We start from the raw sequence: 25,343 nt of genomic DNA on the forward strand, positions 1-25,343 counted from the left end.
AGTAAAATCTTATGAGATTAAGACATAAGCCAGGTGCGGCAGATCAAGTTAAACAAAATGTTCATTATGTAATTCCAAATCCATCTGAACAAAAAGGGAAATGGAAAGAAGTTTTCCAAAATGATCAACCAATTCATATCGAGGTTGGTACGGGTAGAGGTCGTTTTATGGTCGGTATGGCTAAGGCCAATCCTCATATTAACTATATTGGCATTGAGAAATACACAAGTGTAATTTCTGATGCATTAGATAAATTAATTGAAGCTGAAGTTCCAAACTTAAAGCTGTTAAATGTAGATGCACAAAAATTAACGGATTTCTTTGAGGACGGAGAAATAGATCGAGTATATTTAAACTTTTCTGATCCATGGCCCAAGGTTCGTCATGAAAAGCGTCGATTAACATATAAAACATTTTTAAAAATGTATCAACAAATCTTGAAAAATGATGGGGAAATTCATTTTAAAACAGATAATCAAGATTTATTCGAGTTTTCAATCATGAGTATGGCGAACTACGGAATGACTATGCATTTCTTAAGCCTAGATCTTCATCATAGTGATTTTGAAGGAAATATTATGACTGAATACGAAGAAAAGTTTTCTTCAAAAGGTAACCGTATTTACCGAGTTGAAGCTGCTTATAGAAACTAATCAAAAGACTATCGTGATCAATTTATCATGATAGTCTTTTTTATTTTGCTACAACATACGAAATTTTAATATGATCGTTTATTTTTAGGCAATCTAAAACGAATTTTCATAACCATTGATCCCTTTCTTTTACCTATTCCCGCTCTTGAAATATTCAGTAAATTCGTAAAAGTGGTATAATATTTAAGTCTAGTAAAAAAGAAGGGGGATAAGTATGGAACAGTTAAAAATTGGAACTTGTACAATTCAATGGCTTACTGGAGGAAATACCCATTTAGATGGTGGAGCAATGTTTGGAGTTGTTCCAAAGGCGCTTTGGTCAAAAAAATATATTGTTAATGATAAAAACCAAATTCCTTTACGTACTGACCCGGTATTTATTCAAACGAATGGTTTAAACATTATCATTGATAGTGGCATCGGTGTTAATAAATTAAATGAGAAGCAAAAAAGAAATTTTGGCGTTACCGAGGATTCAGCGTTAGAAGAATCATTAGCGAAGCACGGATTAAAACTCGACGATATTGATTATGTCATTATGACACATTTGCATTTTGATCATGCAAGTGGATTAACTAAATTTGAAAATGATGAATTCAAACCTGTATTTTCGAATGCAAAAATTATTACATCTCAAATTGAATGGGATGAAATGAGAAATCCGAATATTCGTTCAAGTAATACATATTGGAAAGAAAATTGGGAAGCAATTCAGCGCCAAGTAATTGCATTTGAAAAAGAATATTCTTTAACAGATGAAATAACAATTATTCACACAGGTGGACATAGCGATGGGCACAGTATTATAAAAATTGAAACTGAAGATGAGCTATTATTACATATGGGGGATTTAATGCCTACACATGCACATCAGTCACCATTATGGGTTATGGCATATGATGATTACCCAATGACATCTATTTACGCAAAAGAAAAATGGGTTAATTTTGGAATGCAAAAAAAATCTTGGTTTACGTTCTATCATGACGATGTATTTAGAGCAATAAAATGGAGCGCTGAAGGACAAGTATTACAGTCGATCGAACGCTCCAAATAATTTGGCTATTGTTATTAAACAATTTGAGCAGAAATTAGCTCACCATTTACAGCATTAATGATGAATGAATAGTTTGTAGTATCATTATCTGATTCTACTACTGTAAAACCACCTTCATAAACATCACCTTCATAATCAGGTAAATCTGCCCACTTTGGTTCTGAATGAATCCAAGTTCCAGTTACATTACCATATGAAAGAAATACTGGTTTAATTGTTTTTAATGCTTTTTCTGCTGGAATATATTGTGAAGATAATTTTTTTTGTAAATATAGTCCACCAGCAACACCTAAACCTAAGCCGATTAAGACGCGTTTAAGTTTCATTTGTACCACCTCTATTTATGTATTATGCGCTTGAAAAAATATTCTACTACTTATCTTAGTCAAACCGGGGCAAGATTTCAACGGTTAGCATTGGTATTATGTGTTATTTTTAGATAAAATAAAAAAAGAAGATATGATTTGTACAGAGAGGAACTTTAATTATGAATCAAGACACTCTACAGCTTTTTAAATTTTTAACAGAATTACAAGGTGCACCAGGATTTGAGCATGAAGTGCGTCACTTCATGAGAAAAGAACTTGAAAAATATACTAATGAGATTGTGCAAGATCGTTTAGGAAGTATTTTTGGAGTTAAACGTGGAACTGAAGATGGACCTACTGTAATGGTGGCAGGTCATATGGATGAAGTTGGTTTCATGGTTACTCAAATTACAGAAAACGGGATGTTAAGATTTCAACCACTAGGTGGCTGGTGGAACCAAGTATTGCTTGCCCAAAGAGTTCAAGTAATGACAGAACAAGGACCAGTTATTGGTGTGATCGGTTCAATTCCACCGCATTTATTAAGCGATGAGTTAAGAGCTAGACCAATGGATATGAAAAATATGCTAATCGATATTGGTGCAGATAACAAAGAAGATGCGCTAAAAATTGGCGTTCGTCCAGGTCAACAAATTGTACCAGTATGTCCATTCACTCCTATGGCTAATGAGAAAAAAATCATGGCAAAAGCATGGGATAACCGTTATGGTTGTGGACTTGCGATTGAATTATTAAAAGAAGTTCAAAACGAAACATTACCAAATATTCTATATTCAGGTGCTACTGTTCAAGAAGAAGTTGGACTAAGAGGGGCACAAACAGCTGCAAATATGATTAAACCTGATATCTTTTACGCATTAGATGCAAGCCCAGCTAATGATATGTCAGGATCGAAATCCGAATTTGGTCAATTAGGTAAAGGTGTTTTATTACGAATTTTAGACCGAACAATGGTTACTCATAAAGGAATCCGTGAATTTATTTTAGATACTGCAGAAACGAATAAAATTCCTTACCAATATTTTGTTTCACAAGGTGGAACAGATGCTGGACGAGTACATGTTTCAAACGATGGCGTACCATCCGCTGTAATTGGTATTTGCTCTCGTTATATTCACACTGCGGCATCGATTATTCATGTTGATGATTATTTAGCTGCAAAGGAATTACTTGTTAAGCTAGTTAAAGCAACTGATAAAACAACTGTTGAAACATTACGTAATTATTAAGAAAGTAAAAAAGAAGCCTAAAAAAGAGGCTTCTTTTTTTATTGAAAAACCTTCCCATGCCTTCTCTATCCTATCCCTATTCATTTTGTTCCTAGAACTTTAACTCTTCTTTAAATTAATGTTATTAATAAATTCTTAACATGCAGTTAATGTGGGTTTTACGATGTTGCTTTATGATAAAACCGTAATAATCAGTAACAAACATTAAACAAACCACATTAATGTGAGGAGATCTAAAATGAAAACTGAATTTAAGAAGAAAAGTTACAAGGCATTTCAAGTTGTCGTTATGGGTATGACAGTTCTAGGACTAACAGCATGTGGAAAAGCCGTGGAATCGAAAAGTGAATCTGTATTAAATCCAAATTCATTAACTCTTAAAGAAATTGAAGTGAAAGCAAAAAAAGAAGGTGAAATAAATAGTGTAGGTATGCCCGATTCATGGGCTAACTGGGTGGAAACTTGGAATGAAGTTAATGAAAAGTATAATTTGAAACATACTGACACAGATTTGTCTAGTGCGGAAGAAATTGCAAAAATGGATTCTGAAAAAGAGAATGCTACTGCAGATATTGGGGATGTTGGTATGTCTTTTGGTCCACTCGCTGAACAAAAGAAATTAACTATTCCATACAAAACATCTTACTGGAATGAGATACCTGATTGGGCAAAGGATGACAATGGAGACTGGGTAGTTGGTTATCAAGGAACTATTTCTTTTCTAACAAATAAAGAACTAGTAAAAACACCTCCTAAATCATGGGACGATATTTTGAAGGGGAATTATAAAGTAACGGTTGGAGACGTTCAACGTGGTTCACAGAACCAAATGGCCGTACTTGCTGCTGCTATTGCATACGGTGGAGATGAATCAAATATCCAGCCAGGGATCGACTTTTTTAAAAAGCTTGCTAAGCAAGGCCGTTTAAGCTTAACGGATGCTAAACCAGCAAACATCGAGAAAGGAGAGGTTGAAGTAGCACTTGTTTGGGACTTTAATGCGCTTGGTTATGCTGAAGCAATTAAGCGTAGTCAATTTGATGTATCTATCCCTAGTGATGGATCAGTTGTTAGTGGATACTCAACTATTATCAATAAATATGCTGAACACCCTTACGCTGCTATGGCTACAAGAGAATATATTTTAAGTGACGAAGGACAAATCAACTTAGCAAAAGGATTTGCTCGACCAATTCGTAATGTAGAACTTCCAAAGGATGTAGCTGAAAAAATGATTCCAAAAGAGCAATACAAAAAAGCAAAGCCAATTAAAGATTTTAAGGCTTGGGAAGAAACTGCAAAAACTTTACCTCAAATCTGGCAAGAAGAGGTGTTAGTAAATGTCAAATAAAGTTATAGCTATAGTTGTTGATGGAATGAGATATGACAAAGCATGCGAAGCGCTTGGATATGTACAGCATTTAGTGGAATTAAATCAAGCAGCACTATACAAGATGGAATCGGAGCTTCCGAGTCTTTCTCGCCCACTATATGAAGTGTTATTAACCGGAACACCATCATCTGTAAATGGAATTACATCTAATCAAGCAGTTCGTTTATCGAATGAAAAAAGTATCTTTCATCTTACAAAGGAAAATGGTTTTAGAAATGGGGCGGTTTCTTATTACTGGGTAAGCGAACTATATAATCGAGCACCATTTAATTTTATTGAGGATCGAGAACAAGATGATCAATCTAAAGCGATTCAATACGGGAAATTCTATTGGGATGACGATTATCCAGACAGTCACGTGTTTATGGATGCAGAAGCTTTACGTAGAAAATATGATCCCCACTTTTTATACATTCACCCTTTAGGTGTAGATGTTAAAGGAGAAATATATGGTTCGGAATCGAAAGAATATAGAGAACAAATTTTAAAAATAGGCAGTTTGTTAGCGCAACTTCTTCCAATTTGGATGTCAGAAGGTTATCACATTTTAATTACTTCTGATCATGGGATGAGCGAAACTGGTAATCACGGAGGAATAACAGCAGGTGAACGAGATGTACCACTGTTTATCATCAGTCCAAAAGTTGAGCCTGGTGTTTATAACGAAGTAATCCCTCAGTTGGCTTTTGCTCCACTTGTTTGTGAGCTCTTAAATATAGAGCCATCAAATAAGATGATTTCATATCAGTTACCCGGTTATAAAGAAATTAATTGACGTTTTAATGATATGAAGGTTTTTATGGAAGGGGAATTGATTTAGTGAAAATTTTATCAATTCTCAAATGTATAAAGAATTTTAGGGAGCGAGAAGCTTTGCAAAAAATAAAAAAACATAAGATTTACTTATTAGCTTTTTTATTGCCATTTGTATTGTTTGTTATAGGGTTTGAATTAGGGCCAATGATTGCAATGATTAAGAATGGTTTTTACGCAGATGATGGAATCCATTTAACTATGAATCAATATATAACTATTTTTAAAAGTAAGTTTTACTTACAAGCTATTAAAAATAGTATTGTTATTTCTATTGTTTCGGCAGTTATATCTATTCTAATAGCAGTTGTCACAGCTTATTCCTTTACAAAGTTTTCACGTAAAATACAAAATCGTCTATTAATGATTGCTAATGTGACTTCAAATTTTGAAGGAATCCCACTTTCTTTCTCATATATTATTTTACTTGGAAACAATGGACTATTTACTTTGCTTTTTGCAAAACTCGGTTGGAATATATTTGCGGATTTTAATTTATATTCTTGGACAGGACTTATACTTGTCTATATTTATTTTCAGATTCCATTAGCAATTTTGTTGATATACCCTTCTTTTCAAGGAATAAAGCAACAATGGAAAGAAGCGTCTGCATTATTAGGAGGATCAACAATATCATTTTGGCTAAGAATTGGAATTCCAGTACTATTACCAAGTATAGTAGGCACATTTAGTATTTTATTTGCTAACGCTATGGGGGCTTATGCAACAGCCTACGCATTAGTTGGTAGCAATTATAATTTATTGTCATTACAAATTGCCTCGCTAGTCTCAAGTGATGTTACATTAAAACCACAATTAGGTAGCGCATTAGGAGTCCTTCTAGCAACGACCATGATTGGAGCAATGTGGATTAATGAAAGAATGATGCGTCGCATTAGGAGGGATTTACGATGAAACTACAAACAACATTTTTTAAAGTAATAGTTGGATTACTTGTAATCTATTTATTAATCCCACTAGTCGGTACATTTTTATTTTCAATTGCAAATAAGTGGGATCATTCAATCCTACCTGAGAGCTATACATTTAATTGGTATATTGAATTATTTCTAGATGGCCGATTTTTTGAGGCTTTTCAACGAACATTATTTTTAATTATCATAACTGTCTTTTTAAGTGTTTCAATCATGCTCCCAACAATCTTTATTATAACTGTATATTTTAAAAAATTTGAAGGAATTCTCCAAGCAATTGCGATGCTTCCTTATGGTATCCCACCTATTGTAGGAGCAGTTGGGTTAATTAAGCTATATTCTAATGGCCCATTTCAAATTGCTGGTACTCCATGGATACTAGTTGGAGCTTACTTTATAACCATTCTACCTTTTATGTATCAAGGTATTCGTAATAGTCTTAGAACAATAAATGCCATTCAACTTGTAGATGCAGCTGAATTACTTGGTGCAACTAAATTTCAAGCGTTTAGAACAGTTGTGCTTCCGAATATTTTATCTGGAATATTAGTATCAAGTTTATTGTCCGTAGCTCTTTTATTTAGTGAGTTTGCATTTGCTAATTTACTAGTAGGTGGAAGATTTGAAACCCTTCAAATATATCTTGCCGATAAACTAAATAGTAGTGGTCATTTAACAAGTGCCATAGTTATTACTTATTATTTGGTGATTTTACTTTTAACTGGAACAGTCTTAAAACTCACGTTTAAAACTAAAAAAAATCCTGCTGTGAAAAATAAAAGGTGGTCTATTTTAAAAAAACAAGGTCATTTAAAAAATACTGCAATAGAAGGTGAAGTTAAATGAGCTACGTAAATATTGATCAAGTGACTAAAAAATATCAAAATCAAGTCGTCTTAAATAATATTTCCTTAACATTAAATAAAGGAGAATTCGTTACGCTTTTAGGTCAAAGTGGATGCGGGAAAAGTACTTTATTACGTTCTATCGCTGGACTTGAAGACGTCGATATAGGAAATATATTAATAGATGGGAAGAACATAACTAATTTATCTCCGCGCCAACGCGAGGTAGGTATGGTATTTCAGTCATATGCACTTTTTCCAAATATGACAGTATTTGAAAATATTGCATATGGTCTAAAAATGAAAAAAGCTAAAAACATACATGTAAGAGTAAAAAAGATGATTGAAATCGTTGATTTAATAGGTAAAGAAGAATCATATCCCCACCAATTATCAGGAGGGCAACAACAAAGAGTTGCTTTAGCTCGAGCGCTTGTCATGGAACCAAAAGTACTATTATTAGATGAACCGTTAAGTGCATTAGATGCAAAAATTCGAAAAAGCTTACAAAAAGAATTAAAAAGAATACAGCAAGAACTAGATATTACGACTATTTTTGTTACACATGATCAAGAAGAAGCAATGACAATGTCGGATCGAATTTTTGTTATGAATAATGGAAATGTAGTACAAGAAGGTACGCCTTCCGAGATCTATACAACACCAGTAAATAAGTTCGTTGCAAAATTCATCGGAAATTACAATGTTTATGAGATGGACGTTTTCCATAAACTTGTTCGTAGTAATGAATTAATTGGAAATGATGTAGCAATTCGACCTGAAGTATTAAAATTAGTAGCTGTAGGAAATGACAGCATGGATTTACAAACAAACTGGGGAATAAAGGGGATTATTTCAGATGTTACGATGACTGGTAACGTTTTAAGGTACGAAGTTGAAACCGAAGAATCTGCATTTCTTGTAGACAACCTTAACCACCGAGGTGAAATGTTCCAGCAAGGTGAGCATGTTAACATTATTGTACCTAAGAAAGAATGCGTTATCTTATAAATTATTAAAGTTTCTGGAGGATTAAAATGTCTGTTTTACCTGAGGAAAGAAAAAACGAGATTTTAAAAGAACTTAATAAAAAAGGAAAAGTTAAAGTTATCGAATTAGTTGAACAATTTAATGTATCAGAAGAAACAATTCGTCGAGATTTAATGATATTAGAGGAAAAAGGTCTTTTAAAAAAGGTGTATGGTGGAGCAATAAAAACAGTTTATCAAAATGAGGAACCTCCTTTTATGCAACGTACGACTGTGAATCAGGAAGCAAAAGTAAAGATTGGTAAAAAGGCCATGGATTTAATTTCTAATGGAGATGTAATTGCAATTGATGTAGGCACAACAATGCTTGAATTTGCTCAGTGTATTGAAAATAAAAAAGACATAACTATATTGACTAATTCATTACCTGTGTCTTCTCTGTTAACAGAATCATTAAATCAAAATAGGTTTACCGGGCAAATATTATTACTTGGAGGAATAGTTGATCCAAAGCAACAATCAATAAGTGGAAGTATTACAGAACAATTACTAAGTCAATTTAATATTGATAAGGCATTTATTTCAGCGGGCGGTGTTTCAGCTCAAAATGGAGTCAGCAATTATCATTTCCATGAAACTTTAGTTTCTCGAAAAATGGTGGAAGTGTCTAAGCAAGTGATTTTATTAACAGATTTCTCGAAAATTGGTGTAGATACATTTTGTAAAGTTTGTTCTCTTGAAAAGGTTGATGCAATAGTATGTGACCATTCATTTCCAGAAGAATGGAAGGAGCATTCAAAATTAGAAGAAATCAAATGGATTCAAGCAAATTAAAATCGACGGACTAAATAATATTTATTCTTTTTTGTTAAGTAGACAATAGCGTAATGAATGAATCGGTATTGTCCTTCTTAAGCTTGCCATTCGTTTGATGACCGTCTAATGAACATTATTAAACTAGATGAGAAGTATAATAAATTAAAGGGGACAAAATCAATGAGTTTCATTGCAATAGATTTAGATGGAACATTATTAAATAATGAAAATGAAATTAGTGAAGAAAATATTAATGCAATTAAATTTGCAGGGGAAAATGGAATTGAAATAGTTATTTCAACTGGGAGAGCGTATTTTGATGCCCAAAAAATTTGTGAAAGATTTAGGATCTCGCCATATGTGATTGGAACAAATGGGGCAACAATCCATTCAAAAAACGGAGAATGTATCTCATCAATTACAATCTCAAAAACTAATGTTGAACAGATAATAAAGTGGCTTGATGACCGAAACTATTATTTTGAAGTTTTTACAGATAAAAGCATTTATGCACTTAAAGAAAGAAGAAAGATTTTCCAAAATGAGATTAATAGCCTAAAAAGAGCTGAGTTAGATGAAGAAATGAAGGAGTTAGTTAATGTTGCTGAAAGACAATTCGATCAGTTTGGGTATGTATTAGTTGATCATTATCAAGAAATAATACAACGAATTGAAGAAGTTAATAATATATTAGCATGTACGTTTGATAAGAAAAAATTAGAAGAAGCTAGAAATCAATTTAGTAAATGTAATGAGTTAATGGTTGTTTCATCTGCGGAGCATAATATTGAGATTACGAGTCGCTTTGCATCAAAAGGATTAGCATTAGAAAAGTTAGTTTTTTTATTGAGTTGTTCATTAGACCAGTCCATGGCTATTGGCGACAGTAATAATGATATTTCGATGTTTGAAAAAGTCGGATATAGTGTTGCAATGGGGAATGCAAAAGAAGATATCAAAGCAATTTGTACAACGTCAACTCTAAATAATTTTGAAAGTGGCGTTGCTCATGCCATTTATCGATATATTGATACTTTTGTAGCTAAAAGATAAAAGTTTTGGAAGGTGTATAATGTTTCTATGTTACCTTAGTAGAAAATTTATTGCCTCAAATAAGGTAATAGTTGAATGATTCAAATGAAGATATTTCATTGAATTATAATAGGTGAGATAAATGGAAAGGTGCTTTCATTTTGAAAGTGTCTTTTTTATTGTATATTAAAATTAGATAGATAACTTAATAAAGCATAAGACCAGTGAATGGAGTTACAACAATGAAAATAATAATTGGTTCTTTAAATCCTACAAAAGTAGGAGCTGTTAAAAAAGTTTTTAATCAGTATAAAGTTGAGGGATTAAATGTTCCATCAAATGTTTCGAATCAACCTTTGACTGATCAAGAAACTATGCAAGGTGCTATAAACAGAGCGCATAATGCTAGAGTAGCAGGTGAGTCCGAAATCGGTATTGGGTTAGAAGGTGGGGTCATTATAGAAAACGATCGGCTTTTTCTTTGTAACTGGGGAGCACTTGTATATGAAAATGAAGTAATACTAGCAAGCGGAGCAAAAATTTTATTACCTAGCGAATTTATTAATGAGCTACGAAATGGAACTGAGCTTGCTGTATTAATGGAACGATATACGAATGAAAAAGATATACGTAGTAAAGAAGGGGCAGTAGGAGTATTTACGAATGGCCGAATTACTAGGACAGAAATCTTTAAACATATTTGTGAATTACTATTTGGACAATATGAATTCAAGAAACGAAAAGAAGAAAACAATTGAGGTCGTCCTTTTTGCATATCGATAAAAATAAGATAAAATAAAAGAAAACGAATTAAGCGAGGGAATAAGAATGGAAAAAATTACATCAGTTGAACAATTCAATCAAGCGAAACAAGGAGAAAAAGTGGTTTTCCAATTTTCAGCAGATTGGTGTCCGGATTGCAGATTTTTAGATATGTTCTTTCAAGAAATAATTGATGAAAATAAAGATTTTACGTTTTATTATGTAGATCGTGACCAATTCATTGAGTTATGCCAAAATCTTGATATTTTTGGCATACCAAGCTTTGTAGCGTTTAATAATGGTGAAGAAATAGGTCGTTATGTAAATAAGGATCGTAAAACAAAAGAACAAGTAGAAGAGTTTCTTGAAGGATTAAGAGGCTAATAAGGTAGGTAAAACAATTGGCTAAAAAAACAACACTAGACTTAAAAAAAATGATAGAAAACCGACTTGGAAATGAAGATTGGCGTTTTATTTATGATCGTGAAAAAGAAGACCTTCGAATTGAAGGGATTGAAAGTAATAAAGGGATGAGTGTCTCTTTAAATAGTGCAGTAGCTAAGTATGAAGCAGAAGGTGAAGAGGCTTTTAATGAATTAATTTATTATGTAAAAGAAGCACTTTCTGCTATGCACTCTGAAACTGTATTTCTTGAAGAACAAATTCGACCAGTTATTCGAGCTACATCGTTTCCGACAGATAAGGAAGAAGGAAATTTATTTGTAACTGATGAGCATACTGCAGAAACTAGAATTTACTACGCTATTGATTCTGAAAAAACGTATCAACTAATCGATGAAAATTTATTAGTAAAGTCAGGTTATACAAAGGAGCAGCTCCATTCTATTGCTTTATTTAATTTAAGAAAAATGCCTGTTCAAGTAAAAGAAGATATTGTTGCAGATAATACTTTTTATTTTGTACGTACAAATGATGGATACGATGCGAGTAGAGTACTGAACAGTACTTTTATAAAAGAAATTCAATCAAAAGTAAAAGGTGAATTATTAGTAGGAATTCCTCATGGAGATGTACTAATCCTTGCTGACATTCGAAATAACATAGGTTATGATATAATGGCGCAAATGAATATGAGTTTCTTTGCAAGTGGAAAAATACCAATTACATCATTGTCATTTGCTTACGAAAATGAGAAGCTAATGCCAGTATTTATTTTAGGGAAACAAAAGAAGCAATAGAGAGGAAGAAATCAGTGAATATTTTTTATAACAAAGAAGGAATCGGCGATACGCTATTAATTACATTAAAACAAATTCCTACAGAAGATCGTCAAGTTGAACGAAAAGGGAATATAGCACGCGTATATAGTGCAGTTACGAATGAAACTGTTGCTATTAATGTGTTTGAGGCATCTACTTATCTAGATGTTCAAGAAAATGGGATCGTTACGATTACTGAACACATTGTTAATACGGTTAATGAATTACTAACAAAAGAAGGATTTGAAGATAAATTAGTATTAGACCTTTCACCTAAATTCGTTATCGGATATGTAATCGAAAAAGAAAAACATCCAAATGCTGATAAATTAAATATTTGCAAAGTAGATGTTGGAACAGATACATTACAAATTGTTTGTGGTGCTCCGAATGTTGAACAAGGACAAAAGGTTGTTGTTGCAAAAGTTGGTGCAGTAATGCCATCAGGATTAGTCATTAAGGATGCTAATTTACGTGGAGTGGATTCATTCGGTATGATTTGCTCTGCACGTGAACTTGACCTACCTGACGCTCCACAAGAAAAAGGAATCTTAGTTCTTGAAGCTGATGCTGAAGTTGGAAAAGCTTTTTTTAACTAAATAAAATGTCGTATAAATGCTAGGCCATAATTGGTCTAGTATTTTTTATGTTTTTCAATAAAAGAATTATTATTTTAATAATAATTTGATTAAATTATATATTTGATAACGAAATATGATTGAACTAGCGCAATTTGTAATAATAATGTGTTTTTTGTCATTATGTCACATGGTAAAATAAAAGGTATGAAAAGAAATAGAGAGAGTGAGAAAAATGAAAAAATGGTTAAAAAGCCTTTTTAAGGCGAATAGCCTTAATGAGATTGAAGAAGAGTTTGAAGAAAAGCCTGTTGAGGAGAATGTATATCAATCACACTCGATCGAAAAAAAGAGAAACGCTTTATCTGAGCGTCCAAAATTTAGGTTTCCAATTGATTTAGATGAAGAATTACCGACACCAGAACCAGAACCAAAACCGAAACCAGAACTAAAACCTATCAAGGAAACAAAAATTGAACCTGTTTTAAAACAAGAAAAAAACAATGATATTTGGAATAAGTCACCAAACAATTTAAATAAAGAATATAAACCTACATATAACCAGAGTAATAATTTTGTAAGAAATACTTTTCAAACTAATCAATTCGGTAAAAGTAATTTATCTAGTCGACTTGAAAAAAATCAAGTCTCAAAAAGTGAAGAAGAACCAGCAAAAGTGGAAAAAGAAGAAAAGGTCGATATTGTATTTCGTCCAAAAAGAAAAACTCCATTTCGACCAAGTGAATATATTTCACCAATTTATGGTTATCAAAAGCCTCCAGTAAAGGATGAGGAAGTTACTGATTATGATACTTCTTCAACTAATGAAGAAATTAATAGTGAAGTTTCTCAAATAAATAATGTAATTGAAAGTTCGTTTAGAAATGATGAAATCGACACTTTTAATAGTAAAGATAATAGAAGAGTCGGTAATCAGGATCAAGAAATTATTGAAGTAGTAAATCTACCGGAAAAAGAAGAAATACAAACTGAATCTAATCAAGTTGAGAGTGAAGAAATACAAACTGAAGTGAAAGAAGAAGTGCCATCTGAAGCTTATGAAATTGAAGCTGAAGTGAGGAACGAAGAAGTACAGTTTGAAACTCTTGGAATAGAAGCGGAATTTGAAGTGAAAGAAGAAGAAGTACAATCTGAAGCTCATGAAATTGAAGCTGAAGTTGAAGGGAAAGAGGAAGAAGTACAATCTGAAGCTCATGAAATTGAAGCTGAAGTGAAGAACGAAGAAGTACAGTTTGAAACTCTTGCAATAGAAGCAAATGTTGAAGTGAAAGAAGAAGAAGTACAATCTGAAACTCATGAAATTGAAGCTGAAGTGAAGAACGAAGAAGTGCAGTTTGAAACTCTTGGAATAGAAGCAGAAGTTGAAGGGAAAGAGGAAGAAGTACAATCTGAAGCTCATGAAATTGAAGCTGAAGTGAAGAACGAAGAAGTACAACCTGAAATTCATCAAAATGTGGAAAAAGTAGAATTGAAAGTAATAGACGAGTCAGAAGCTGATATAAAAGAGAGTAAAGAAGAATCAGTGCACCATGAAAGTTCAACCGTAGAATCAAATGTAGAGGAAACTGTTGAAATTAATCTAGATTTGGTAACAAGTTCGAACGAACAGTTAAAGCCAGAAATTGAGGCTAATGGAAAGGAATCTGAACAGAAGCCAGTTGAGAAACGTCAGAAAAAACGCCATTTTCCTTTTAATGTATTAATGCTTAAAAGTGACGTAGATGCTTCAAGAAAAGCCAATATCATGAGACAGCTTCGTGAACTACAAAAAGAGTCTGCTGCAACAGTTGAGAAGGTAAATGAAGAAGTTGAGTCAAAACAAGTTGATCAGAAAATCGGAAATGGTACTTTATCTGAACAAAGCGAGCAGAAAATCGAGAATGTTAGTCTATCTGAACAAAATGAGCAAATAATTGGGAATGTTAGTTTATCTGAACAAAATGATCAGAAAATCGAGAATGTTAGTCTATCTGAACAAAGTGAAATGGTATCTTTAGAAAATAAAGTTCAACCAAGTGAAGAAGCTATTGAAGTGTTTACTCATGAAAAGACACATGAGGAAATTAATCATCAAACAGTTCTTGAAACTGAAAGTGAAACAGATACGAACTTAACTGAAGTGACTGTTCAGAATAATGAACATCAAAGTACAGGAAATGAAGTACTAAATATGCCACCTGTACTTTATGAATTACCAGAATTAGATTTATTAGTTGAGCCCCCAATTGAACAATTTAATGATGGGGATTGGGTTGAAGGTCAAAAGCATCTTCTACAAGAAACATTACATAATTTTAATGTAGGAGCTAAAGTAATTGCTGCAACTCAAGGTCCAACAGTAACTCGTTTCGAAGTACAGCCTGATCCTGGCGTGAAAGTAAATAAAATAACGAACTTACAAGACGATATTAAATTGAGCTTAGCAGCAAGAGATATTCGTATTGAAGCTCCGATTCCTGGCCGAAGTGCAATAGGCATAGAAGTACCAAATAAAGAAAGTAAGCCTGTTTACTTAAGAGAATTAGTTAGCCAGGATAAATTTTTGCAAAGTGAGTCACCTTTAACTGTTGCTCTAGGACTTGATATAGGTGGAGATCCTGTTTATGCAGATATTTCAAAAATGCCGCACGGGTTAATTGCCGGGGCAACAGGATCTGGAAAGAGTGTATGTATTAATTCAATTTTAGTTAGCATTTTATATAAAGCGAAACCTCATGAAGTGAAATTAATTTTAATCGATCCTAAAATGGTTGAGCTGGCACCGTATAATCATATTCCACATCTTATTTCGCCAGTTATTACTGACGCTAGAGCCGCGACTGCTGCTTTAAAGTGGGCATGTGATGAGATGGATCGACGTTATGATTTATTTGCTCATGCTGGGGCAAGAGATATTAAGCGATTCAATGATTTAGCGAAGAAAAAAGGTGCTTATAATGATGAGTTACCTTACTTAGTCATCATTATTGATGAATTAGCGGATTTAATGATGGTATCTCCTGGGGATGTAGAGACCTATATTTGTCGAATTGCTCAAAAAGCGAGAGCATGTGGAATCCATTTATTGGTAGCAACTCAAAGACCTTCAGTTGATGTCATTACAGGTATTATTAAATCAAATATACCGACACGTATTGCGTTTACAGTATCTTCACAAGTAGATTCTAGAACAATAATTGATATTGGCGGAGCTGAGAAGTTACTTGGACGAGGAGATATGTTATTCTTAGATAATGGAAAATCTCAAGCAATTCGATTACAAGGCGTTTATGTTTCAGATGATGAAATCGAACATGTTGTAGAGATTGTTAAAGACCAACAAAAACCGAATTACTTATTTAATCAAGAGGAACTTGTAGCAAAAGCGGATGCACAAGATGTTGATGATGAACTATTTGAAGAAGCAGTGGAGTTTGTCATTGATCAAAAAGGTGCTTCTGTTTCAATGTTACAAAGACGTTTTCGAATTGGATACAATCGTGCCGCTAGATTAATTGATCTGATGTTTGATCACGGGATTGTATCGAATCAAAATGGAAGTAAACCTCGTGTTGTACTGATTACATCATTAGAGGAGTTTCGTTCTGAGTGATAAATTAAAAATTCGATAAAAATTAAGTAACGAATGTTAAAGTTTTTTTAACCCATACTAGAAAAAAAAGAACGATACTTTTCAGCAGGTGAAGATTCATGGAAAAAGAATTAGATTTAAAATTACAAGGTAAAATAAGCCGATTAACGAACCAAACATTTAAATTTGATGAGAGAATCGGAGAAGGCTGGTTTTCAGCTGTATATTTTTTAAAAACTAGAGAAATCATTCGAAAAAAGAAGCCAGATACTGAAGTAACAATGCAATTTTTCCAAAGAGAAAGTGCAGTATTATGTGGCACGGATGAAGCAATTGCGATTTTACAAACATTTGCAGATCATCCTGAAAATCTTATTGTTCATTCATTAAAGGATGGAGATATGATTGAACCATTTGAAACTGTCTTAACAATTAAAGGTAAATATGCTGATTTTGGCTATTTAGAAGGAATTATTGACGGTATTTTAGCTAGACGTACTTCTGTTGCTACAAATGTTTACAATGTAAAACATTCTGCAAAATCCGCAGGCATTAAAAAGCCTGTTATTTTCATGGGAGATCGTGATGATCATTTCACGACTCAAGCAGGTGACGGTTATGCTGCATTTATTGGTGGTGCAACTGCACAAGCAACTCATGCAATGAATGAGTGGTGGGGCAATGAAGGAATGGGTACAATGCCTCATGCACTAATTCAAATGTATAATGGTGATGTTGTGGAAGCTGCGCGTGCATATACAGAAGTTTATCCACAAGATGATTTAATTGTCTTAGTAGATTATAATAATGATGTCATAAACGACGCTTTGAAGGTTGCACGAGAATACGGTAGTAAATTAAAGGCTGTACGTGTAGATACATCGAAAACAATGATTGATCAGTATTTTATTGGTAATCCAGAATTATTAGGAAGTTTTGACCCTAGGGGTGTAAATCCTCCTTTAATTTTTGCTTTACGAAATGCACTAGATCAAGAAGGGTATCAGCATGTGCAAATTGTAGTAAGCGGTGGATTTACTGTAGAAAGAATCTTAGCTTTTGAGAAGCAAGGTGTACCAGTAGATTTATATGGGGTAGGCGGAAGTTTATTAAAAGTTAATATAGGATTTACAGGTGATAATGTCGAGTTAAATGGCGTGCAACAAGCGAAAGCTGGAAGAAAGCTTCGTGAAAATCCTCGATTAGAAAAAGTAGAAATGAGCCCTAGTTTATAAAGGGACAAAAAAATCAATTTAAGATTGATAGTATTTTAAAATAAGCAGACGACTTAAAGTATTTACTTTTCCATCTATTTCCTCATAGTGTGATTTAAAATAAATAGTCCTATGGGAGTTTAAGTGATATAATACTAATTGCGTAAAAATTTAAGTTAGTTATCATTAAAAAAATAACTAGACTCGGCAAAGTAACAATGCATCAAATTTATAAAATATTGATGCCATTTCTTTTATTCACACATATACTGTCTAAGAGATAGGCCGTTGTATTAGTGATCGATTTTGGAGGTTCTTTTAATATGACAGTTTACCATTTTGTAGGGATTAAAGGTACTGGAATGAGTGCTTTGGCACAAATTTTACATGATTCTGGTTTGACCGTTCAGGGATCAGATTATGAAAAGCACTTTTTCACTGAAAATGAATTACGAAAAAAAAATATTACGATTTTACCATTTGATAAAGCAAATATTAAAGAAGGCCAATTCGTCATAGCAGGTAATGCATTTCCTGATACTCATGAAGAAATTGCAGCTGCTATTGAAAAAGGAATTCCGATGGCACGCTATCATAAATTCCTAGGGGAATATATGAATAAATTTACTAGCGTTGCAATTACTGGAGCACATGGTAAAACCTCTACGACAGGTTTATTAGCCCATGTAGTTTCTGGTGCACGTCCAACTTCTTTTCTAATTGGAGATGGTACTGGTAAAGGTGAAAAAGACAGCGAGTATTTCGTGTTTGAAGCTTGTGAATACCGTCGTCATTTTCTTTCATACTTTCCAGACTATTGCATCATGACTAATATTGATTTTGATCATCCGGATTATTATAAGAGTGTAGATGATGTATTCGATGCTTTCCAACAAATGGCTGATCAAGTAAAAAAAGGTATTATTGCATGTGGAGATGACGAACATCTTCAACGAATTTATGCAAAAGTACCTGTAATGTATTATGGATTTAACGAGGACAATGATTTCCAAGCTCGTAATATCGAAAAACATACAAATGGTACGACATTTGATGTATTCGTCCGTAATACGTATTACGCTACTTTTGATATTACTGGATATGGTGATCATAGTATTTTAAATGCTTTAGCAGTAATTGCGCTTTGCCATTATGAAGAAATCGATGTTAATATTATTAAAGCTAGATTATTAACATACGGTGGCGTAAAGCGTCGTTTCAGTGAAAAACGCTTCGGAGATCAAATGTTAATTGATGATTATGCTCATCATCCAACTGAAATCCAAGCGACGATTCAAGCAGCACGTCAAAAATATCCTGACCGTGAAATCGTAGCAGTGTTCCAACCGCATACATTTACACGCACAAGTAAATTTTTAGATGAATTTGCTGGTACATTAGAAAAAGCAGATAAAGTTTACTTATGTGATATTTTTGGTTCTGCACGAGAAGATAAAGGTACTTTAACAATAGAAGACCTTTCTTGTAAAATTGCAGGTGCTGAACTATTGACTGATGATAATATCAGCAATTTACAAAACCATAAAAATAGCGTATTAATTTTTATGGGTGCTGGTGATATTCAAAAATACCAAGCAGCATACGAAAAACTATAAAAACTATTAAACCCGTTTATGAATGATCATAAACGGTTTTTTTGTTATTTTGAAAAAGCTTGTTTTACAAAAAATGTTTATATTAAGAAGGTAAATTGTAAAAACAAAAAGAATATGTCTTACGAATGAACAGGGTAAGGAGTGAAATGATTGAATAATCACTATGATGTAATTATTGTTGGAGCAGGCGCTATGGGAATGGCAGCAGGATACTATTTATCAAAAGGAAATCAGAAAATATTATTAATAGATTCTTTTGATCCACCACATAGCTTTGGTAGTCATCACGGCGATACTAGAATCATTCGTCATGCATATGGAGAAAGTAGAGAATACGTACCTTTAGTATTACGAGCACAAAAATTATGGGAAGAGTTAGAACAATTGTCTGGAAAACAATTATTCTCGAGAACAGGCGTTTTATGTGCTGGTGCACCTGGCTCGACTTTTACGAATGAAGTAATAAATAGTGCAAAAGAATTTTCGTTGCCGCTTGAAATAATGGATAGTAATGAGATCAATACAAGATGGTCCGGTTTACGTTTACCGGAAGGATTTATAGGTTGTTTAGAAACGTCTTCCGGAATTCTTTTTAGTGAAGAATGTATTCGAGCGTATAAAGAACTATATATTGAGAGAGGAAATAGTCTTCAAACAAACTCACCTGTTATAGATATTGAAGTAGATACTCATAAGACAAAGGTGAGTACAGAGAATGCTGTTTACACAGCCGATAAACTTGTAGTATGTGCAGGCGCTTGGTCTGGTAAAATTCTTGAAAAGACAGGTATTCATATACCTGTAAAACCTACCCGTAAAACAGTTGCTTGGTTTGAATGTGATCATCAACTATATGATTCTAGTTCACTACCAGCATTTACAATCGATTTAATTGATAGTCATTATTATGGCTTTCCAAGTATTCATAATAGCGGACTAAAAATTGGTCGACATGATGGAGGGCAAATTGTAGACCCTGATCAATTTAATCGAGAATTTGGAGAATTCATTGATGATGAAACGGATCTGAGAAATTTCTTAAGTGAATATATGTCACTTGCAAATGGAAGATTAGTAAAAGGGAAAACATGCTTATATACAATGACTCCGGACGAACACTTCATCATTGACCAACATCCAGAATACAAAAATTTAATCATTGCCACAGGTTTCTCAGGCCATGGCTTTAAGTTCGCAAGTGTTGTAGGCGAGATTATTGCTGACCTAGTAACAAATCAGAAATCTGCTTTTGATTTAAATATGTTTTCATTAAACCGATTTTTAAACTGCAAATAAATTGGAAGAAGTGCAAATAAAAAAGTCAAATCAGCAAATAAATCGGAGGAAGTGCAAATAAAAAAGCTCAAACTGCTATTAAATAAGCTCAAACTACAATTAAATAAGCCAAATCAGCAAATAAAATTATGAAAACTGCAAATAAGTCAACCGAATCATGTAGAAACGCTGTGAATGGATCAAAAAATAAATGGAATAACAGTAAAACAGATTGAGTTACACTCAAATCTAATGAATATTGGTAAAAACTATAAAAAATCTTCTAAAATAATCTTAAAAAAATGATTCGCAAATATTTCACCTAAGTTCAACGTTAATACGAAGTTCACTTTGTTTTCGTCTTTCTCGATGTTGAGTATGTTAGATTGATTATGTTCGATTTCTGAGAGATAGCCAATAAGCTATCTCTTTTTTTCAACTTACCTTCATCATACTCCTATTTCCGTCATCCCCTACACTTAATATTTCAGCAATATTGTGCTAGTAATCCGAAATTTTATCTAGAGATAATTTAAGGAGTAATAATTATAATTTATTAAAAATACTGAAAATTTTGGAAGCGCTTTAGAAAAGGTTAAGTAAGTAGTTATTTGATTATTTACTATTTTTTACAATTTTTATATCTGAAAAGTAAAAAAAGGGGGTATTCTTTTGATGGAAAAAAAATTTATGATGGACGATGCACCGCTTAATAAGTTCCATATTCGTATTACGGCACTTACTTTTGGATCGAATTTTTCAGATGGCTATGCTTTAGGAATTATAGGTATGGCACTTTCGCTACTAGGTCCTCAAATGAAATTAAATTCTGTATGGGAAGGATTAATCGGTAGTTCCGCATTAATCGGACTTTTTTTCGGTAGTTTGTTTCTTGGCGGATTATCAGATCGCATTGGTAGGCAGAAAATTTATTTAGCAAACTTTGTGATTATTACAATCGCATCTGCTTTACAGTTTTTTGTTCATGATCCATATACGCTTTTTGCATTAAGGGTTTTAATCGGTGTTGCACTAGGAGGAGATTATGCAGTAGGATCTACTTTACTTGCGGAGTTTGCACCTAGAAAGTATAGAGGTATGTTATTATCATCATTAAACGTTTTATGGACAGTTGGATATGTTGCTTCTAATCTAGTTGGTTATTATTTAGAAAAAACTGGGCCAGATGCATGGCGTTGGATGTTAGTGAGTGCAGCAATTCCTGGTCTAGTTGTCTTGCTTTTACGTTTCGGAACACCAGAGTCTCCGCGTTGGTTATTAAAGATGGGTCGTGTTGAAGAAGCACGTGCTATTGTAAGAAAGTATATTGGTGAAAATGCTGTAATGGATGAAACAGTCGATGCTAATTCTAAACATGCATACAAGGTTACAGATTTATTCAATAAGCAGCTTTGGAAACGTACTACATTCGGATCACTTTTTTATATGTGTCAGGTTGTTCCATATTTCGCAATCTATACATTCCTACCAACTATTTTAAGTAAATTGGGATTTGAAGAAACATTTGGTGTAGACATGGTTCTAAATCTGTTCCTTCTAGTAGGGGCGTTAGCTGGTGTATGGTGTACTGAAAAGTTAACTCGTAGAGGGTTTACAATTAATACATTTATTATTTTAACGATTTCATTATTCGTATTAACAGTCTTACCTCAAGGTCTACATACAATCGCAATTATTGTGTTTGCAATCTTTACATTTGTAATGTCGGCAGCTTCTAATTTAACATTAGTGTATCCTGCTGAACTATTTCCGACCGAGGTTCGTGGAACTGGGGTTGGCTTGACAACAGCGGTTAGTCGAATTGGCTCAGCTGTTGGTACATTCCTATTACCGATAAGTGTTAGTTCAATGGGGATGGCACCTTCTATGATAGGAATGTCTATTATTCTATTCCTTGGTACAATTGTTTCGATTGCCTGGGCTCCGGAAACAAAATCACTTTCATTAAATGAAGCTAGTAATCCATTACTTGAAGGCGATTTAGATGAACCAAATAAACAATCAGTATCAAGTCACTAAACTTAAGATATTCAATGTAAGAGGTGTTTTGATGACAAAGAACGATTCTATTCATCCAAAAAATATTAAAGAGGTTATTCTTGGAGACCATGAGTTATCAATTAATGAAGTAATTGCTGTTGCAAGATATGGTGCAAAAGTATCATTTACAGAAAACTATTATCTTAGAATAAATAAGTCTCGTAATCTAATTGAAAAGTTTCTTGAAGAAGAAAGAGCGGTTTATGGGGTAACTACAGGATTTGGAAGCAATGTAACCGAAGTTATTTCAAAGGAAGATGCTCATACTCTTCAACGAAATATTGTCCGTTCTCATGCTGTTTCTGTAGGTGATCCACTTGAAAAAGAAGTGGTAAGAGCCATTCAATTAATGGTTTTAAATAATATAGGTCAAGGTTATTCAGGCGTTAGAATAGAAGTGTTAGAGCTAATAGCATCCATACTTAATCATGATATATTGCCGTTTGTACCTGGCGAGGGATCTGTAGCATATTTATCACCTGAGGCTCATATGACGCTAGTGTTAATGGGCGAGGGAAAAGCTTGGTATAAGGATGAGTTATTAAGCGGCCACGAGGCATTGGAGCGGGCCGGTCTAATTCCAGTGACCTTTGAATGTAAAGAAGGACTTGCACTATTAAGTGGTACTACATCAGCCACAGCATTCGCTGTACTCTCGATATATAATGCAATTCAAGCTGTTAAAACAGCGGATATTACTGGTGCAATGTCACTAGAAGCATTGAAGGGAACGATAAAAGCTTTAGATCCTCGACTGCACTCGGTAAAAAAACATGTGGAACAAGCAAAGACAGCTCGAATCGTTTCAAAAATTCTAGATGGAAGTGAGATTGCAAAACAGTATAAAGACTATCGATTACAAGATGCACTTAGTCTTAGATGTATACCGCAAGTTCATGGGGCAGTTAAGAAGATATTAAAAAATGCATTGGAAAATATTCATAATGAAATGATGTCTTCAAGTGATAATCCGATTATTTGGCCGGAGGAAGAAGACGGTCTTGCATTAATGGGTGGAAATTTTGATGCTTCCTATTTGGGAATTGATGCAGATACGATTTGTATTGGTATGGCAAACTTAGCAAAAATAACTGAACGTCGTATTGATCGATTAGTAAATTATCATGTAAGTGAGCTTCCTAGTTTCTTAGTTGTCAATCCTGGTTTAAATAGCGGCTATATGATTCCACAATATACCGCAGCAGGATTACTCAATGAAATAAGGGTTCTGTCGCATCCAGCAACGATTGATAATACATCTACATGTGCAAATCAAGAGGATGTTGTTAGCTTTGCTTATTTCGCTGCTAGGAAAGCCTATCAGATTTCAAAAAAACTTGAACATATTTTAGCAATTGAACTAATGGTTGCCACTCAAGCACTAGAATTCCATGATTCACTAAAGCCGTCACCGGTAACGGCAAGTGTATATCAGTTAATTAGAAATCAAGTTCCAGCAGTTGAAGAGGATCGCTATTTTTATCATGATATTGAAACTATTCGTAATCAAATTCATGATGGAGATATTGTTGAACTGGTTGAAGAGAAAATAGGGGTCATGGAATTATGAAATTTTTTATGGAGCAGTTATACTCTAAGAGTAAGACAGCTTCTTTTTTTTATGGCTCAATTATTTTGATACTTACTACCAAACGTTCAACTAAGAAAAATTATAAGCTAAAAAGGAGAAATTAAGATGAATCGAGATGCTACTCAATCAGCTTTTTCAAATTTGTTACTTTCTGGTACGCTCGTCCATATAGGAACTTTTGATGAGGTTCAAAAAAGATGTGGCATCAATACTTATCCAAATATTGTAATGGTAATTTCGATTGATCGTTATCCTGATTTAGCAGTAGAAAACCCAAAGCAGTGGAAACAAGAAATTGGCCATGAACTAATCAATCAAATTGATCAGACGATTGGAGTTTCTTATTTATGGAACTGGGTAGAAGAAGGTGTGCTTGCACTTCTAATTGAGCTAGATGATGAAGATAATGAAATCGAGTTCAATAAAAAGATTTTTAGAATGGCAGAAGAAATTCAAAATTCATTGGATAGGGTTCAGATTACAGTTTCAATTGGAATAGGTAAAAAATATAGTGATCCTAATTTGTTACACCACTCTTTTGAAGAGGCTAGAAAGTCAATGTCAGGTCGTTTTTTTCAAGGGAACAAACTGATATTTCATAGTGGTATTAAACCAGTGGAAGAAAATACACTAAGAGCATTATCCACCGAGGACCGAATTGAATTATTAGCACTTGTTCGAATTGGTGATGAAGAAGGTGTAGTCAATCAATTAAAAAGTTTCCTTGAAAAGGTAGCAAATGCATGCCGATTAAATGAAGACGTATTTAAGACCGAGGTAGTCGATTTAATTATGTTAATCTCTAGGGTTGTAGTAGAATCAGGTGTAAATGCAACACTCATCATGTCAAAAAACGCTCAAATGATCCAGGAATTATATCATATTATTCGCTATGATAAATTTGTAAAAAAGGTTTGCGAATATGCTTACTGGCTAACGATTCAAATAGCTAATTCATTTAATAATAAGATGACTCCCGTAATTCGCAAAGCAACTAAGTATATACGAGAAAATCATCAAAATAGTATTACATTGGAAGAAATTGCTCAATATTGTTGCGTAAGTAAATATCATTTCAGTCACCTATTCAAAAAAGAAATTGGCACAAGTGTCATTGATTTTTTAAATAGAATAAGAATTGAAAAATCAATGTTTTATTTAGAAATGACTGATTTAAGTATGCAAGAAATTGCTACACGAATTGGTTTTCAAGATTCGAATTACTTTAGTCGTATATTTAAAAAATACATAAAAAGTAGCCCTTCTGAATATAGGGCTACTAAATATCCACATTTAAATTTAGTGTTAGAAAATTAAAAGTAGGATGCAGTGTTTAAGGGTAA

Annotated in this window: 22 protein-coding genes; 21 read left to right on the forward strand and 1 reads right to left on the reverse strand. The window is 33.4% G+C overall.

Annotation, left to right across the window (positions count from 1 at the left end; all coding sequences use genetic code 11):
- Positions 1–11: 11 nt before the first annotated feature.
- A complete protein-coding gene (gene trmB / locus CN514_RS03065) occupies positions 12–653 on the forward strand; it encodes a tRNA (guanosine(46)-N7)-methyltransferase TrmB (RefSeq protein WP_098231329.1) in 642 nt (213 codons plus the stop codon).
- A 214-nt stretch (positions 654–867) separates the two neighbouring features.
- The gene (locus CN514_RS03070) at positions 868–1,710 is read left to right on the forward strand and encodes a YtnP family quorum-quenching lactonase (protein ID WP_098231330.1); all 843 of its coding nucleotides are present in this window, start codon (positions 868–870) and stop codon (positions 1,708–1,710) included.
- Between the two features lie 14 nt (positions 1,711–1,724).
- Here CN514_RS03070 and CN514_RS03075 read toward each other — a convergent pair whose 3' ends face one another.
- The gene (locus tag CN514_RS03075) at positions 1,725–2,036 is read right to left on the reverse strand and encodes a PepSY domain-containing protein (protein WP_056473349.1); all 312 of its coding nucleotides are present in this window, start codon (positions 2,034–2,036) and stop codon (positions 1,725–1,727) included.
- 161 nt (positions 2,037–2,197) lie between these two features.
- Here CN514_RS03075 and CN514_RS03080 point away from each other — a divergent pair, with 161 nt between their 5' ends.
- From CN514_RS03080 to CN514_RS03170, 19 genes are all read left to right on the forward strand, one after another.
- Positions 2,198–3,268, forward strand: coding sequence for a M42 family metallopeptidase (locus CN514_RS03080; protein ID WP_098231331.1), 1,071 nt, complete (start codon positions 2,198–2,200; stop codon positions 3,266–3,268).
- A gap of 238 nt (positions 3,269–3,506) precedes the next feature.
- Positions 3,507–4,619 carry an ABC transporter substrate-binding protein gene (locus tag CN514_RS03085; protein ID WP_098231332.1) on the forward strand — a complete coding sequence of 371 codons (1,113 nt, stop codon included), beginning with the start codon at positions 3,507–3,509 and terminating at the stop codon, positions 4,617–4,619.
- On the forward strand, positions 4,609–5,436 hold the full coding sequence (locus tag CN514_RS03090) for an alkaline phosphatase family protein (RefSeq protein ID WP_098231333.1): 828 nt from the start codon (positions 4,609–4,611) through the stop codon (positions 5,434–5,436). Before CN514_RS03085 ends, CN514_RS03090 begins: the two co-directional genes overlap by 11 nt.
- 239 nt (positions 5,437–5,675) lie before the next feature.
- Positions 5,676–6,389 carry an ABC transporter permease gene (locus tag CN514_RS03095; protein ID WP_483294996.1) on the forward strand — a complete coding sequence of 238 codons (714 nt, stop codon included), beginning with the start codon at positions 5,676–5,678 and terminating at the stop codon, positions 6,387–6,389.
- The gene (locus tag CN514_RS03100) at positions 6,386–7,255 is read left to right on the forward strand and encodes an ABC transporter permease (RefSeq protein WP_098231334.1); all 870 of its coding nucleotides are present in this window, start codon (positions 6,386–6,388) and stop codon (positions 7,253–7,255) included. Before CN514_RS03095 ends, CN514_RS03100 begins: the two co-directional genes overlap by 4 nt.
- Positions 7,252–8,265: an ABC transporter ATP-binding protein gene (locus CN514_RS03105; RefSeq protein ID WP_098231335.1), complete on the forward strand. Its 1,014-nt coding sequence runs from the start codon at positions 7,252–7,254 to the stop codon at positions 8,263–8,265. Before CN514_RS03100 ends, CN514_RS03105 begins: the two co-directional genes overlap by 4 nt.
- A 26-nt stretch (positions 8,266–8,291) precedes the next feature.
- Entirely contained in the window at positions 8,292–9,077 is a 786-nt protein-coding gene (locus CN514_RS03110; RefSeq protein WP_098231336.1) for a DeoR/GlpR family DNA-binding transcription regulator, read from the forward strand.
- Positions 9,078–9,239: 162 nt separating this feature from the next.
- Entirely contained in the window at positions 9,240–10,112 is an 873-nt protein-coding gene (locus CN514_RS03115; protein WP_176525774.1) for an HAD family hydrolase, read from the forward strand.
- Between the two features lie 221 nt (positions 10,113–10,333).
- Positions 10,334–10,849, forward strand: a complete 516-nt coding sequence (locus CN514_RS03120; protein ID WP_098231338.1) for a DUF84 family protein — start codon at positions 10,334–10,336, stop codon at positions 10,847–10,849.
- Between the two features lie 70 nt (positions 10,850–10,919).
- Positions 10,920–11,237: a thioredoxin family protein gene (locus CN514_RS03125; protein ID WP_098231339.1), complete on the forward strand. Its 318-nt coding sequence runs from the start codon at positions 10,920–10,922 to the stop codon at positions 11,235–11,237.
- A gap of 17 nt (positions 11,238–11,254) precedes the next feature.
- A complete protein-coding gene (locus tag CN514_RS03130) occupies positions 11,255–12,052 on the forward strand; it encodes a DUF1444 family protein (protein ID WP_141529287.1) in 798 nt (265 codons plus the stop codon).
- A 14-nt stretch (positions 12,053–12,066) separates the two neighbouring features.
- Entirely contained in the window at positions 12,067–12,672 is a 606-nt protein-coding gene (ytpR, locus tag CN514_RS03135; RefSeq protein WP_098231340.1) for a YtpR family tRNA-binding protein, read from the forward strand.
- 214 nt (positions 12,673–12,886) lie between these two features.
- Positions 12,887–16,264, forward strand: coding sequence for a DNA translocase FtsK (locus tag CN514_RS03140; RefSeq protein WP_098231341.1), 3,378 nt, complete (start codon positions 12,887–12,889; stop codon positions 16,262–16,264).
- 98 nt (positions 16,265–16,362) lie between these two features.
- A complete protein-coding gene (locus CN514_RS03145) occupies positions 16,363–17,478 on the forward strand; it encodes a nicotinate phosphoribosyltransferase (RefSeq protein ID WP_098231342.1) in 1,116 nt (371 codons plus the stop codon).
- A 302-nt stretch (positions 17,479–17,780) separates the two neighbouring features.
- Positions 17,781–19,073: a UDP-N-acetylmuramate--L-alanine ligase gene (murC, locus tag CN514_RS03150; protein WP_097979199.1), complete on the forward strand. Its 1,293-nt coding sequence runs from the start codon at positions 17,781–17,783 to the stop codon at positions 19,071–19,073.
- Positions 19,074–19,223: 150 nt separating this feature from the next.
- Positions 19,224–20,369 (forward strand): N-methyl-L-tryptophan oxidase, encoded by a 1,146-nt coding sequence (gene solA / locus CN514_RS03155; protein WP_098231343.1) that lies wholly within the window; start codon positions 19,224–19,226, stop codon positions 20,367–20,369.
- A gap of 654 nt (positions 20,370–21,023) precedes the next feature.
- Positions 21,024–22,388 (forward strand): MFS transporter, encoded by a 1,365-nt coding sequence (locus CN514_RS03160; RefSeq protein ID WP_098231344.1) that lies wholly within the window; start codon positions 21,024–21,026, stop codon positions 22,386–22,388.
- A gap of 31 nt (positions 22,389–22,419) precedes the next feature.
- The gene (gene hutH, locus CN514_RS03165) at positions 22,420–23,979 is read left to right on the forward strand and encodes a histidine ammonia-lyase (protein WP_098231345.1); all 1,560 of its coding nucleotides are present in this window, start codon (positions 22,420–22,422) and stop codon (positions 23,977–23,979) included.
- A gap of 126 nt (positions 23,980–24,105) precedes the next feature.
- Positions 24,106–25,317 carry a response regulator transcription factor gene (locus CN514_RS03170; protein WP_098231346.1) on the forward strand — a complete coding sequence of 404 codons (1,212 nt, stop codon included), beginning with the start codon at positions 24,106–24,108 and terminating at the stop codon, positions 25,315–25,317.
- The last annotated feature ends 26 nt before the right edge of the window (positions 25,318–25,343 follow it).

This window comes from Bacillus sp. AFS001701 (assembly GCF_002559405.1).
Lineage (GTDB): Bacteria > Bacillota > Bacilli > Bacillales > Bacillaceae_G > Gottfriedia.

Excerpts from the sequence above, each read along its gene's own strand:
- trmB (WP_098231329.1), top strand. The coding sequence starts at position 12 with ATGAGATTAAGACATAAGCCAGGTGCGGCAGATCAAGTTAAACAAAAT.
- CN514_RS03070 (WP_098231330.1), top strand. The coding sequence starts at position 868 with ATGGAACAGTTAAAAATTGGAACTTGTACAATTCAATGGCTTACTGGA.
- CN514_RS03075 (WP_056473349.1), bottom strand. The coding sequence starts at position 2,036 with ATGAAACTTAAACGCGTCTTAATCGGCTTAGGTTTAGGTGTTGCTGGT.
- CN514_RS03080 (WP_098231331.1), top strand. The coding sequence starts at position 2,198 with ATGAATCAAGACACTCTACAGCTTTTTAAATTTTTAACAGAATTACAA.
- CN514_RS03085 (WP_098231332.1), top strand. The coding sequence starts at position 3,507 with ATGAAAACTGAATTTAAGAAGAAAAGTTACAAGGCATTTCAAGTTGTC.
- CN514_RS03090 (WP_098231333.1), top strand. The coding sequence starts at position 4,609 with ATGTCAAATAAAGTTATAGCTATAGTTGTTGATGGAATGAGATATGAC.
- CN514_RS03095 (WP_483294996.1), top strand. The coding sequence starts at position 5,676 with ATGAATCAATATATAACTATTTTTAAAAGTAAGTTTTACTTACAAGCT.
- CN514_RS03100 (WP_098231334.1), top strand. The coding sequence starts at position 6,386 with ATGAAACTACAAACAACATTTTTTAAAGTAATAGTTGGATTACTTGTA.
- CN514_RS03105 (WP_098231335.1), top strand. The coding sequence starts at position 7,252 with ATGAGCTACGTAAATATTGATCAAGTGACTAAAAAATATCAAAATCAA.
- CN514_RS03110 (WP_098231336.1), top strand. The coding sequence starts at position 8,292 with ATGTCTGTTTTACCTGAGGAAAGAAAAAACGAGATTTTAAAAGAACTT.
- CN514_RS03115 (WP_176525774.1), top strand. The coding sequence starts at position 9,240 with ATGAGTTTCATTGCAATAGATTTAGATGGAACATTATTAAATAATGAA.
- CN514_RS03120 (WP_098231338.1), top strand. The coding sequence starts at position 10,334 with ATGAAAATAATAATTGGTTCTTTAAATCCTACAAAAGTAGGAGCTGTT.
- CN514_RS03125 (WP_098231339.1), top strand. The coding sequence starts at position 10,920 with ATGGAAAAAATTACATCAGTTGAACAATTCAATCAAGCGAAACAAGGA.
- CN514_RS03140 (WP_098231341.1), top strand. The coding sequence starts at position 12,887 with ATGAAAAAATGGTTAAAAAGCCTTTTTAAGGCGAATAGCCTTAATGAG.
- CN514_RS03145 (WP_098231342.1), top strand. The coding sequence starts at position 16,363 with ATGGAAAAAGAATTAGATTTAAAATTACAAGGTAAAATAAGCCGATTA.
- murC (WP_097979199.1), top strand. The coding sequence starts at position 17,781 with ATGACAGTTTACCATTTTGTAGGGATTAAAGGTACTGGAATGAGTGCT.
- CN514_RS03160 (WP_098231344.1), top strand. The coding sequence starts at position 21,024 with ATGGAAAAAAAATTTATGATGGACGATGCACCGCTTAATAAGTTCCAT.
- hutH (WP_098231345.1), top strand. The coding sequence starts at position 22,420 with ATGACAAAGAACGATTCTATTCATCCAAAAAATATTAAAGAGGTTATT.
- CN514_RS03170 (WP_098231346.1), top strand. The coding sequence starts at position 24,106 with ATGAATCGAGATGCTACTCAATCAGCTTTTTCAAATTTGTTACTTTCT.